This window comes from Microvirga sp. P5_D2, from assembly GCF_054049475.1.
In genome coordinates this window covers 1-12,568 of the sequence record NZ_JBFUMH010000044.1, presented here as the reverse complement: position 1 = coordinate 12,568, position 12,568 = coordinate 1, and the positions used below count along the sequence as shown (strand labels likewise).

The window sequence follows — 12,568 nt, the reverse complement described above, 5'->3', positions numbered from 1 at the left end:
TGTCCGGTCCAGGAAAATCGTCAAGCCAATATCGTCAAGCCTCTCTTGCGGCGAGGAGAGCGTGAAGGTCCAAGCGCTCTGTGACCATCTGGAGCTCCCCGTTCGGGCTAACCGGCCATTGCTCCTGCGGACGATCCACGTAAAGCTCGACGCCGTTGCCGTCCGGGTCCCGCAGGTAGAGCGCTTCGCTCACGCCGTGATCGCTCGCACCATCCAGCTGAATGCCTGCCTCGACCAGACGATGAAGCGCATCCGCCAGGGCCGCCCGCGTGGGATAGAGGATCGCCACATGGTAGAGTCCCGTGGTGCCGGGAGGCGGCGGCGAGCCGCCTTTGCTCTCCCAGGTGTTCAGGCCGATGTGGTGGTGGTATCCGCCCGCCGAGATGAACGCGGCCTGGGTGCCGTAGCGCTGGATCAGCTCGAAGCCGAGCACGCCGCAATAGAAGGCGAGCGCCCGGTCGAGATCCGCCACCTTGAGATGGACATGGCCGATCCGCACACCGGGATCGATGGGACGCGCCGCCGGCGCGCCAGAGGCATCTTGGGGAATGGGCTTGATCATGGCTTTACCGTCAGGCCGACCGGGCGTTCAACGCCGGGGCAATCTTAGAGGATCCTGTGCGCAGAGCAAAGGCGCCATCGCCGAGAAGGGCCTGGGTCACGAGCGCAGCAATCCAAAACGCCAGATATTCCCAGCCGCCATTGGGGTTGTTGAAGAAGAACCCGGCAGGGCCATGCACCGTGACGATGGCGCCGAGCAGGATCGGGATCAGAGCGAGAGCCGCCCAGCGGGTATAAAAGCCGGCGATCAGGGCAACGCCGCCGACCACCTCGGCCAGGATCGTCACATAGGCAAGGAACGGCGGCAGGCCGAGGCTGCCGAAGAACTGAGCCGCGCCAGCGGGGGTGAATACGAAGATCTTCAGGCCGGCATGGGCCAGGAAGAGGACACCCAGCGTTACACGCAGGATGAAAGCGGCATAGGGGGCAGTGCGGTTATCGATCATGAGGAGCTCCTGGAATTCGATGCCCCCATATGACCTCATTCTGGGGAGATGATAATGGTTTAACCAGAATATAAATTCACACTGTTAGAGTGAGATGAGGCGCATTCCCCTCCCCCGGATGGGAGAGGGGCAGGGGTGAGGGACCGCCCTATCCGGAGAGGGCATTCCCTCACCCGCCGCACTTGACGTGCGTCGACCTCTCCCACTCGGGAGAGATATTCCAGCGCCCGACTCTCGCACTCTCTCACTGGGTCACTGCCTCACTCACCCAACCAGTGGCGTTCCCTGCCTCCACGGAGTAAAGCTGTCCCAAGTAATCTCCGAGGGTTTTCGAATATGGTCGCCACCTGGGCGGTTGTCTTATCGGCGCTGGTTTATCTCTGCTTCCTGTTCACCGTAGCCCATTGGGGCGACAATGCCGGCAGGCGCTTCGTACAGGGTCCATGGCGCGCCACGATCTCAGCCCTGGCGCTTGCGGTCTATTGCACGTCCTGGACCTTCTTCGGATCGGTCGGGCTTGCCAGCCATTCCGGCCTCGATTTTCTGGCGATCTATATCGGCCCCATCCTGGTCATCACCTTCGGCCATGTAATCGTGGCCCGGGTCATCCGGGTCGCCAAGACGCAGAACATCTCGTCCATCGCCGACTTCGTTGCAGCGCGCTATGGAAAGAGCGAACGCGTCGCCGCTATCGTCAGCATCATCGCGCTCGTGGGCTCCATTCCCTACATCGCGCTTCAGCTGAAAGCCGTCTCGTCCTCCCTCAATGTCTTCCTCGCACGAACCGATGGCGGGCTCCCGGCCGACCTGCTCTTCTTCGGCGATCTCGCGCTCATCGTCGCCCTCGTCCTCGCGGGCTTCGCCGTCGCCTTCGGCACGCGCCACCCTGATGCAACCGAGCATCAGGACGGGCTGATCATGGCGATCTCGGTGGAATCGATCGTGAAGCTGGTCGCGTTCCTGCTGGTCGGCAGCTATGTGACCTTCTACATGTTCGACGGCTTCGGCTCCATCGTCGAGCATGTCAAAGCCCAGGGCGCGAGCGCGGATCTGTTCGAGCGAACCTCCGGCTTCGGCAGCTACATCACGCTCATTCTTCTGTCGGGCTGCGCCGCACTTCTGCTGCCGCGCCAGTTCTATGTGACGGTGGTGGAAAACCACGCTATCGGCGACCTGAAGCGCGCGGCCTGGATGTTTCCGCTCTATCTGATCCTCATCAACCTCTTCGTGATCCCCATCGCGCTCGCGGGCCTTGCCACCTTTCCGGGAGATGGAATCGACCGGGACATGACCGTGCTCGCGCTGCCGCTCGCAGACCAAGCCGGCACGCTCGCGGTCATCACCTTCCTCGGTGGCTTCTCGGCCGCAACCGCGATGGTGATCGTGGATTCGGTGGCTGTCGCGGTGATGATCTCGAACCATCTCGTCATGCCTATCGTGCTGCGCCGACGTTCCTTCGCGGGCGTCGATCCCGGCAACTTCGTCATCACCGTGCGCCGCCTCTCGATCGTTCTCGTGATCATGTTGGGCTATGTCTATTACCGCGCATCCGGCGAGGCCGCTCTCGCCGCCATCGGCCTGTTGTCTTTCGCTGCCATCGCGCAGGTCGCGCCCGCCTTCCTCGGCGGGCTGATCTGGTCGCGCGGCACGGCGCTCGGCGCGAGCGTGGGCCTCATCGTCGGCTTCGTGACCTGGCTCTACACGCTCCTTCTTCCCAGCTTCGTCTGGGACGGCGTGTTCTGGTCCGATGTCGTCGTCTCCGGCCCCTTCGGTATCGAGGCGCTCAAGCCCACGGCCCTGTTCGGCGTCGACCTGCCGCAGCTTACACACGGCGTGGTCTGGAGCCTGACGCTCAACATCCTCTGCTATATCGGCTTCTCGCTCTGGCGTCCCATCACGGCTATGGAGCAGATCCAGGCGACCGTTTTCGTCGGTGAGCCGAATACCTCCGTCGCCCCGAGCTTCCGCCTCTTCCGCGCCAGCGTGACCGTGGATGAACTGCGCGCCACCGTCTCCCGCTATCTCGGCGAGGAGAGGACCGCGCGCTCCTTCGAGGGATTCAGCCACAGCCGTGGACAGAACCTGGAGCCGCGCGCGGAAGCCGATATCCATCTCTTGCGCTATGCCGAGCATCTGCTGGCGTCGGCCATCGGCACCGCATCCTCGCGCTTGGCCTTGTCGCTCCTGCTGCGCCGCCGCACCGTCTCGACAGAAGCAGCCCTCAAGCTCCTCGACGATGCCTCCGCCGCCATCCAGCACAGCCGCGACCTGCTGCAGCATGCGCTGAACTACGCCAAGCAAGGCATCACCGTGCTCGACCGCGACCTGCGCCTGCTTGCCTGGAACCAGGCCTTCATCGACCTCTACGACATGCCGCCCAACTTCGTGCATGTGGGCATCGGCATGGATCGCATCGTCCAGTACAACGCCGCCCGCGGCTCCTACGGCCCCGGCAGGATCGACGAGTTGGTGGCCGCGCGCATCCATTCGTTCCGCCACGATATCGAGCCGGTGCGCCTCAAGCTCTATCCTTCCGGCAAGGTCATCGAGATCCGCTCGAACCCGCTGCCGGATGGTGGCCACGTAACGACCTACACGGATGTCACCGAGACGGTTCTGGTCGAGGAGGAAAGCCGCCGCGCCAACGAGACGCTGGAGCAACGCGTGCGCGAACGTACCGAGGAACTCACGCGCCTCAACGAGGCCTTAAGAAGCGCGAAGGCGGAAGCCGACGAGGCGAATATTTCCAAGACGCGCTTCCTGGCCGCAGCCTCCCACGACATCCTTCAACCCCTCAACGCGGCACGCCTTTACGCGACCTCGCTCGTGGAACGTGACAAGGAAGCCGGCAACGCAACGCTTGCGGAAAACATCGATGCGTCCCTCGATGCGGTCGAGGAAATCCTGACGGCGCTTCTCGACATCTCGCGCCTCGACACGGGCGCCATGAAGCCGCAATGGTCGAGCTTCCGTATCGACGAACTCTTCCGGCAATTGCAGCTGGAATTCGATCCGGTCGCGCGCGAAAAGGGTTTGAATCTCACCTTCGTCCCCTCCTCGCTGACCGTGCGCTCGGACCGGCGGCTCTTACGTCGTCTTCTGCAAAACCTCGTGTCCAACGCCATCAAGTATACGCTGAAAGGCCGCGTCGTCGTCGGCGCGCGGCGGCGCGGCAGTCATCTGGTGCTGGAGGTGTGGGATACCGGTCTCGGCATTCCGCCCTCGAAGCAGCGGATCGTCTTCCGCGAATTCCAGCGCCTCGACCAGGGTGCGAAGGCCGCGCGCGGCCTCGGCCTCGGCCTTTCCATCGTGGAGCGCATCGGGCGCGTGCTGAAGCATCCGATCACGCTCACATCCGAAGTGGGACGCGGCTCGGTCTTCCGGTTCGAGGTTCCCGTGGTGGCGGCCCTGCCCGCTTCCGCCGCTGCGCCCGAACCGCCGAAGCCGCCGCCGACCGCACTGTCGGGCCTTCGCGTGATGGTGATCGACAACGAGCCCGCCATTCTCGAAGGCATGCGGCTCTTACTGTCCGGCTGGGGCTGCGATGTGTGGACCGCATCCGATCTCGACACCGCGCATCAGATGCTTCGCTCGCATAAGGCCCTCCCGGAAGTCATCGTCGCCGACTACCACCTCGACGAGACGGACGGCCTCGAACTCATCAAGGCGCTGCGCTGGAAAACGCAGGTGGACACACCTGCCGTCCTGGTCACGGCCGACCGCACGCCGACCGTGCGCGACGCGGCGACGAGCATGAACGTTCACATTCTGAACAAGCCTTTGAAACCCGCAGCCTTGCGCGCATTGCTCACGCAATGGCGGGCAACACGCGTTGCGGCAGAGTGATTAGGCGGATCGCGCCTCCAGCGCGTGATCGACGGCGGCAATGGCGTGGATCGTCGTCGTGTCGAACAGCGGCACGGCGCTGTCCTCGTCGGAGACCAGAAGCATGATCTCGGTGCAGCCGAGGATGACGGCCTGCGCTCCGCGCTCGATGAGACGGGCGATGATAGCCCGGTAAGCCTGCCGGGATTCCGGATTGATCTTTCCGAGCACCAGCTCCTTATAGATGATCTCGTGCACAATCTGCCGGTCGTCCGCATCGGGAACGATCACATCGAGCCCATGACGCTGATGCAGGCGCCCTTTGTAGAAATCCTGCTCCATGGTGAAAGCGGTCCCAAGCAGCCCGATGCGCGCAGGCCCCTCTGCCTTGATGCGCTCGGCGGTAGGATCGGCGATATGAAGCAGCGGAATCTCGACGGATGACGAGATCGCATCAGCCAGCCGATGCATCGTGTTCGTGCAGAGCACAATGAAGTCGGCCCCTCCCCGTTCCAGGCGAACGGCCGCGTCCTTCATGTGATCAGCGAGTCTGTCCCACTCGCCCGCATGCTGCAGTTGCTTGATTTCGTCGAAATCGACGGACCACATGAGGCATCGTGCTGAATGCACGCCGCCGAGGCGCCGCTGCATCTCCTGATTGATAATCCGGTAATATTCCGCCGAGCTCTCCCAGCTCATACCGCCGATGAGCCCGATGGTTTTTTGCTGCTGCATGGCAGCCTCAGATATTCGGCGTGTAGGGCGCGCGGCCGGCCCTCAAGGCATCGTCGAGCAGGTCGAGCCTGTCTTGCCCCCAGAAGACTTCGCCGTCGAGAACATAGGCCGGAGAACCGAAGATATCTCCACCGACCGCGTTCTCCAGGTTCAGCGCATAGATCGCCTCCGTGGTGCTGCCGGTGGCGATGTCCATGAGCGCTGATGAATCGAGGCCCGACCGCTCGGCCAATTCCGACAGCACGACAGGATCAGCGAGATTGCGCTCCTCCTCCCACACAGCCGAGAACGCCCGGCGCAGAAACGCATCGGGGCTTTTGCCGGTCGTCGTCACGGCGATGACGAAGCGGTCGGGAAGGTTCACATCGAAAGGCCAGTGCTTCGGAGTGATGTTGAAGGCGAGACCGCGCTTCTCTCTCCAGCGCTGGAGTTCCACCAGCCGGTAGCGCTGGCGCGCCGGATGGCGCTGGGACAGGGGCAGTCCGCCCGTCTCGGAAAAGACACGGCCCAGGAAGACCGGCTTGTAATTCACCTCGACCCCGTGCCTGCGTACGATCTCCATGAAGGGCGCATGGCCGATATAGGCCCAGGGGCTCACGAGGGAGAAATAATAATCAATGGTCCGGGGCATGGCTTCCAGCTTCGCTTTGGTTCAATGCATTGGTCTGAGCACAAGCTTGGACTATCGGCCAGCGCTCATCAATGCCCCTTTTCGCAGGGCAGGCTTTCTCACATTCCCATGCCGCTGCTGCGCTGGAACAGGAGGAGGTCGAGAGAAGGAGCCTCCCTCCCCAACCCCGTCAGCAGGCCATGCGCTTGGCCCCGGTGATGAGTCTGATGATTGAAGAAGTGCAGCAGCGCCGGCGCCAGCGGCTGCTCGACGGTGGCCGGTTTCGTGATGGTCTGATAGATGAAACGTTGCGCCAGGGCTTCTTCGGACAGGGAATTGATATAAGCGATGATCCGCTGGTCTTCCTTTTGCCGCGCCTCCCGCAATTCATCGAAGGTCTCGCACAGAATGGCATCGAGCCTGTTCGGAGCGTCTCCCTTGCCGGTGAACCGCCTGAGCCAGATCCGGTCGGCCACGAGCAGATGGTTCAAGGTGCCATGCAGAGATTTGAAGAAGGCCCCGCGATCCGCCCGGTAATCCTCGTCCGGCACCTGCGCCACGACGTCGTAGACCCGCTCATTGGCCCAGGCGTTGTAGCCCGCGAGCATGGCAAAATGCGGTTTCATGGCAGCGCTTCCTCGTCTTGATTGCCCCTCTGTCATGTGACGGGAATAGGCATTGGTCAAGACGCGCCTCGCCACCCCGAAGACCTCATCCTGAGGAGGTCGGTGGGTTGGAACTGGCGAAAAGAAATGGCCGCATGTGTTGCGGCCATGACGAAGCTGATCGATCTACGCCGCTTTCTTCGCCCCTGCCTTGCCATAGAACGTACCACCCGACGCTGCCATATCGACCACGATCTGCGGCGGAGCGAAGCGGTCTCCGTACTTGGCCTGCAATGTCTTGCACAGATCTACGAACACCTTCGCGCCCATGAAGTCGATGTAGGACAGCGCGCCGCCCGTGTAGGGCGCGAAGCCGAAGCCGAGAATGGAGCCCACATCTGCCTCGCGTGGATCGGTGATGACGCCTTCTTCGAAGGTGCGCGCGGCCTCCAGCGCCTGCGTGACAAGAAGGCGCCGCTTCAACTCCTGCATGTCGACGTGTTCGGCCTCTACATGCTTCGTCTGAAGATCCTTCAGGCCCGGCCAGAGATGCTTCTGGCCGCCTTCGGGGTAATCGTAGAAGCCCTTGCGGTTCTTGCGGCCAAGGCGGCCTTCCTTCTCCACGAGCACGTTAAGCAACTCTTCCTGCTGCGGCACGATTGCCGCCTCGCCAAGCTGCGCCTTGGTGGCGCGCAGGATCTTGAGGCCGAGATCGACGCCGACCTCATCGTTGAGCGAGAGCGGGCCAACAGGCATGCCCGCTTGCCTCCCGGCCTGCTCAATCATCGCCACAGGCAAGCCTTCGGTGAACATGAGATGGCCTTCGAGAATATAGGCCAGCACGCAGCGATTAGCGAAGAAGCCGCGCGAGTCGTTGACAACGATCGGCGTCTTCTTGATGGCGCGCACATAATCGAGCGCGGTGGCGAGGGCCTTGTCGCCCGTCTCTTTTCCTAAGATGATCTCGACCAGCATCATCTTCTCGACCGGCGAGAAGAAGTGGATGCCAATGAACTGACCGGGGTTCTTGGAGGTCTTCGCAAGTCCGCTGATCGGCAGCGTCGAGGTGTTGGACGCGAAGATGCAATCCGGACGGATCGCCGCCTCCACCTTCCCGATCACTTCGGCCTTCACCTTGGGATCCTCGAACACGGCCTCGATCACGAGATCGCAATCGGCAAGGTCGCTGTAATCGGCGGAAGCCTTGATGCGCGCGAGCAGCGCATCGCGATCCGCCGTCTTAGCGCGGCCCTTCATGATCTGGTCGGRCATGAGCTTATGCGAATGCGCCTTGCCCTTCTCGGCAGCCTCCACATCGCGGTCGATGAGCACGACTTCGAGACCGGCATTGGCCGTGACATAGGCCACGCTCGCACCCATGAAGCCAGCGCCGACGACGCCGATCTTCTTCAGGTTGGTGGGCGGCACGTCCTTCGGACGGCGCGCGCCCTTGTTGAGGTCCTGCATGGAAATGAAGAGCGTGCGGATCATCGCCGCTGCTTCCTTCGAGCGCAGGATGTTGGCGAACCAGCGCGACTCCACCTTCAGCGCCAAATCCATCGGCAGCTGAAGGCCTTGATAGACGGCCTCCAGAATCGCGCGGATGGCGGGGTAATTGTCCTGCGTCTCGCGGCGATAGATGGCATTGGCGGGTGCCCAGATCTGCATGCCTGCGGCGGAATAGACCTTGTTGGAAGGCAGCTTGTAGCCCTTCTGGTCCCAGGGAGCGACAGCGGAGCCGCCCTGCTTGATCCAGTCCTTCGCCGCCTGCACGATTCCCTCACGCGGCGCGACCGCGTGAACGAGCCCCATGTTGCGCGCCATGAGCGGACGGATCTGCTCGCCCTTGAAGAGCATCTGCAACGCATCGCCCGTCTGCATCAGGCGCGCCACGCGCTGCGTACCGCCGGCACCGGGGAAGAGTCCCACCTTCACTTCGGGCAAACCGACGCGGGTGGAATCCACATCGGATACGACTCGGTAATGGCAGGCAAGCGCCAGCTCGAAAGCACCGCCAAGGCATACGCCATGGATGGCGATGGCAAACGGTTTGCCGCAGGTTTCAAGATGCCGATAGAGCAGCGAGAGCTTTCGCGATTCCTCGAAGAAGAAGCTCATGGCCTCCTCCTCGCCCTTCTCCTTCGCCAGCCGCGCATATTCCGCGCCGAGGCCCTGGAGCATGGTGAGATCGGCACCGCCCGAAAAACTCTCCTTCCCGGAGGTGATCACGCAGCCCTTGATCGCCTCGTCACCGGCTACGCGCTCGATGATCTGCGAGAGTTCGTCCATCACCTGTGGGGTGATGACGTTCATGGAGCGATCCTGCATATCCCATGTGGCGAGTGCGATCCCGTCGCCATCGACCTCAAAGCGGAAATTGGTGAAGTTTGTCATGATGCTCTCCCGTTTCCGCTGTCTCAAACCCGCTCGATGATCGCAGCGGTGCCCATGCCTGCGGCAACGCAGAGCGTGATCAGCGCCGTTTGCTTGTTCGTGCGCTCCAGCTCGTCGAGCACGGTGCCGAGGATCATCGCGCCGGTCGCGCCGAGCGGATGGCCCATGGCGATGGCGCCGCCATTCACGTTGACCTTCGCGGGGTCGAGATCGAGCGCCTGGATGTAGCGCAGCACCACGGCCGAGAAGGCCTCGTTGATTTCGAAGAGATCGATATCGTCCTTCGTCATGCCGGCTTTCTTGAGCGCCAGCTCCGACACGTCGATGGGGCCGGTGAGCATGAGTGCGAGATCGGAGCCGATGGAGGCGAAACCTTTAAGCCTCGCACGCGGCTTGATGCCGGCCTTAGCGCCGCCCTCCTTCGAACCGACGAGCACCGCCGAGGCTCCGTCCACGATGCCGGATGAATTGCCGGCGTGGTGCACGTGGTTGACGAACTCCACATCGGGATGCGCGGAAGTCGCCACCGCATCGAAGCCGCCCATTTCGCCCATCTGCACGAAGGCAGCCTTGAGCTGGCCGAGGGACTGCATGTCGGTCTGCGGCCGCATGTGCTCGTCCTTCGCCAGGATCGTGAGGCCGTTCACGTCCTTCACGGGGATGATGGATTTGGAGAAGCGGCCCTCGTCCCACGCCTTCGCGGCGCGCTTCTGGGATTCCACTGCGTAAGCGTCTACGTCATCGCGGGAGAAGCCGTATTTGGTGGCGATCAGATCCGCCGAAATTCCTTGCGGAAGGAAATAGCCGGGTATCGCGACACCCGGATCGACGGGCCATGCGCCGCCCGCCGCGCCCATTCCGATGCGGCTCATGGATTCGACGCCGCCGCCGATGGCGATGTCCTTCATGCCCGCCATGACCTGCGCCGCAGCGAGATTCACCGCATCGAGACCGGATGCGCAGAAGCGGTTGATCTGCACGCCCGGCACCTCCTTGCCGAATCCCGCCTTCAACGCAGCGGCACGCGCGATATCGCCGCCTGCTTCACCCACCGGATCGACGCAGCCGAGGATCACGTCCTCCACCAGAATGGGATCGAGATCGTTGCGATTGCGGATGGCGTCGAGCGTCGTGACCGCAAGGTCGATGCTAGGGACCTCGTGCAAGGAACCATCGGGCTTGCCGCGCCCGCGCGGGGTACGGACTGCATCGTAGATAAAAGCCTCGGCCATCAGGGCCTCCCAGAACTGCTATGGTCATCCCGGGTAAGCGAAGCGCGACCCGGGATTGTTTTCAGAATAAAGCACCTTACTGATCATGCGATCCCGGATCTTCGCTGCGCTTCGTCCGGGATGACGATCCTTTCATCAGAAAACTTCAATAGGCATCGCCATGGTTGCGTCAGCACCTGTTGAAATCCGGGCGAGACGAAGCCCGGTTTCCGGCATCATGCGCTCCATGAAGAACCGCCCGGTGAGAAGCTTCGCATCCATCTTCTCCGCAACGCCAATCCCTTCAGCCTTTCTCGCATGCGCGGCCTTTGCCATCTTGGCCCACATATAGCCCATGGCGACGATGCCGAAGAGGTGCATGTAGTCGGTCGCGCCGGCGCCCGCGTTGTCGGGCTTCGCCATGGCGTTCTCCATGAACCACATGGTGGCCTGCTGGAGATGGCCGAGGCCCTGCTGCAGCGGCACGACGAAACCCTTGAGGCTCTCGTCCTTCGCGTTCTCCTGGCAGAAGGCGCCAACCTCGTTGAAGAAAGCAATGATGGCGCGTCCGCCATCCTTGCCGAGCTTGCGGCCCACGAGGTCCATGGCCTGGATGCCGTTGGCGCCCTCATAGATCATGGCGATGCGGGCATCGCGCACGAACTGCGACATGCCCCATTCCTCGATATAGCCGTGGCCGCCGAACATCTGCTGCGCCTTCACGGCGTTGTCGAAGCCGAGATCGGTAAGCACGCCTTTCACCACAGGCGTGAGCAGGCCCATGTAATCCTCGGCCGTCTGGCGCTCCTTATCGTCCGGGGAGCGGTGCGCAATGTCGCTGTTAAGGCCTGTCCAGACGATGAGAGCGCGCGCAGCCTCGTTGAAGGACTTGATGGAGAGCAGCGTGCGGCGCACATCGGGATGCACGATGATCGGATCGGCAGGCTTGTCGGGGAACTTCGCGCCCGTCAGCGAACGGCCCTGCAAACGGTCCTTCGCATAGGCCACCGCATTCTGATAGGCGACTTCGGATTGCGAAAGACCCTGCACGCCGACGGCGAGACGCGCTTCGTTCATCATCACGAACATCGCATTGAGGCCGCGATTGGCCTCACCCACGAGCCAACCTTTCGCGCCGTCATAATTCATGACGCAGGTGGCATTGCCGTGGATGCCCATCTTGTGTTCCAGCGAGCCACAGGACACGCCGTTGCCATCACCGAGCGAGCCGTCATCCTTCACAATGAACTTCGGCACCACGAAGAGCGAGATGCCCTTGGTACCGGCAGGCGCGCCTTCGATGCGAGCGAGAACGAGATGGACGATGTTCTCCGCCATGTCGTGCTCGCCGGCGGAGATGAAGATCTTGGTGCCGGAGATCGCATAGGAGCCRTCGCCGTTCGGCACGGCCTTGGTCTTGAGCAGGCCCAGATCCGTGCCGCAATGCGGTTCGGTAAGGTTCATGGTGCCGGTCCAGGTGCCGGCCACCATCTTCGGCAGATAGGTTTTCTTCTGCTCCTCGGCACCGTGCACCAACAGCGCCGCGATGGCTCCCTGAGTCAGCCCCGGATACATGCCGAGCGCCAGGTTCGCCGAGGAGACGAACTCCTGCATGATGGTGTTGAGCGTCGAGGGAAGCCCCTGCCCGCCGAACTCCTCGGGCACCGACAGGCCCATCCAGCCGCCGGAGGCATAAGCCTCATAGGCTTGCCTAAAACCCTTCGGCGTCGTGACGGAGCCATCCGGATTGCGCGTGCAACCCTCCAGATCGCCCGTGCGATTGAGAGGTGCGAACACCTCCTCGCACAGCTTCGCGCCCTCGCCGAGGATCGCCTCCACCACATCGGGGGTAGCGTCGCCGAAGCCGGGAAGATTGTTGTGACGCTCGATGGGGAAAACATCGTTCAAGAGAAACATGACGTCTTCGACAGGAGCCTTGTAAACCGGCATTCGCGCTTCTTCCCTATTCCGACCGGAACAGGCCATATCAGGCCCACCAGAAAACTATATAGTTCACATATAAACCATCTGCTTGTCTAGAAAAGAGGTAGGGCGCAAATTCTCGCGCGGAACAGACGAAAGTTCAGGATGGGCGGAAGATTGGCGGAGCGCCAATGGATTGGTGCCACGCTTGTTCCCTCCCCCCTTGTGGGGAGGGCTAGGGTGGGGGCGGTGCGACTG

At 62.4% G+C, this 12,568-nt stretch carries 9 protein-coding genes; 1 reads left to right on the top strand and 8 read right to left on the bottom strand.

The window, feature by feature from the left end; all coding sequences use genetic code 11:
- Window positions 1-34: 34 nt before the first annotated feature.
- Window positions 35-562, bottom strand: a complete 528-nt coding sequence (locus tag ACXJKO_RS13690; protein ID WP_457091640.1) for a VOC family protein — start codon at window positions 560-562, stop codon at window positions 35-37.
- Between the two features lie 10 nt (window positions 563-572).
- Window positions 573-1,007, bottom strand: coding sequence for a DoxX family protein (locus ACXJKO_RS13685; RefSeq protein ID WP_457091639.1), 435 nt, complete (start codon window positions 1,005-1,007; stop codon window positions 573-575).
- Window positions 1,008-1,343: 336 nt separating this feature from the next.
- Between ACXJKO_RS13685 and ACXJKO_RS13680 the strand changes: the two genes are divergently transcribed.
- Complete coding sequence (locus tag ACXJKO_RS13680; RefSeq protein WP_457091638.1) at window positions 1,344-4,853, top strand: hybrid sensor histidine kinase/response regulator; 3,510 nt, start codon at window positions 1,344-1,346, stop codon at window positions 4,851-4,853.
- Here the strand turns inward: ACXJKO_RS13680 and ACXJKO_RS13675 are convergent, their stop codons facing one another.
- From ACXJKO_RS13675 to ACXJKO_RS13650, 6 genes are all read right to left on the bottom strand, one after another.
- Window positions 4,854-5,567 (bottom strand): aspartate/glutamate racemase family protein, encoded by a 714-nt coding sequence (locus ACXJKO_RS13675; RefSeq protein WP_457091637.1) that lies wholly within the window; start codon window positions 5,565-5,567, stop codon window positions 4,854-4,856.
- Between the two features lie 7 nt (window positions 5,568-5,574).
- Window positions 5,575-6,198, bottom strand: a complete 624-nt coding sequence (locus ACXJKO_RS13670; protein ID WP_457091636.1) for a DsbA family protein — start codon at window positions 6,196-6,198, stop codon at window positions 5,575-5,577.
- Window positions 6,199-6,296: 98 nt separating this feature from the next.
- Window positions 6,297-6,803 carry a DinB family protein gene (locus tag ACXJKO_RS13665; RefSeq protein WP_457091635.1) on the bottom strand — a complete coding sequence of 169 codons (507 nt, stop codon included), beginning with the start codon at window positions 6,801-6,803 and terminating at the stop codon, window positions 6,297-6,299.
- A gap of 165 nt (window positions 6,804-6,968) precedes the next feature.
- Window positions 6,969-9,176, bottom strand: coding sequence for an FAD-dependent oxidoreductase (locus ACXJKO_RS13660; protein ID WP_457091634.1), 2,208 nt, complete (start codon window positions 9,174-9,176; stop codon window positions 6,969-6,971).
- Between the two features lie 23 nt (window positions 9,177-9,199).
- Window positions 9,200-10,408 carry an acetyl-CoA C-acetyltransferase gene (locus ACXJKO_RS13655; RefSeq protein WP_457091633.1) on the bottom strand — a complete coding sequence of 403 codons (1,209 nt, stop codon included), beginning with the start codon at window positions 10,406-10,408 and terminating at the stop codon, window positions 9,200-9,202.
- A gap of 135 nt (window positions 10,409-10,543) precedes the next feature.
- Complete coding sequence (locus ACXJKO_RS13650; RefSeq protein WP_457091632.1) at window positions 10,544-12,337, bottom strand: acyl-CoA dehydrogenase C-terminal domain-containing protein; 1,794 nt, start codon at window positions 12,335-12,337, stop codon at window positions 10,544-10,546.
- Window positions 12,338-12,568: the final 231 nt, after the last annotated feature.

Excerpts from the sequence above, each read along its gene's own strand:
- ACXJKO_RS13690 (WP_457091640.1), bottom strand. The coding sequence starts at position 562 with ATGATCAAGCCCATTCCCCAAGATGCCTCTGGCGCGCCGGCGGCGCGT.
- ACXJKO_RS13685 (WP_457091639.1), bottom strand. The coding sequence starts at position 1,007 with ATGATCGATAACCGCACTGCCCCCTATGCCGCTTTCATCCTGCGTGTA.
- ACXJKO_RS13680 (WP_457091638.1), top strand. The coding sequence starts at position 1,344 with ATGGTCGCCACCTGGGCGGTTGTCTTATCGGCGCTGGTTTATCTCTGC.
- ACXJKO_RS13675 (WP_457091637.1), bottom strand. The coding sequence starts at position 5,567 with ATGCAGCAGCAAAAAACCATCGGGCTCATCGGCGGTATGAGCTGGGAG.
- ACXJKO_RS13670 (WP_457091636.1), bottom strand. The coding sequence starts at position 6,198 with ATGCCCCGGACCATTGATTATTATTTCTCCCTCGTGAGCCCCTGGGCC.
- ACXJKO_RS13665 (WP_457091635.1), bottom strand. The coding sequence starts at position 6,803 with ATGAAACCGCATTTTGCCATGCTCGCGGGCTACAACGCCTGGGCCAAT.
- ACXJKO_RS13655 (WP_457091633.1), bottom strand. The coding sequence starts at position 10,408 with ATGGCCGAGGCTTTTATCTACGATGCAGTCCGTACCCCGCGCGGGCGC.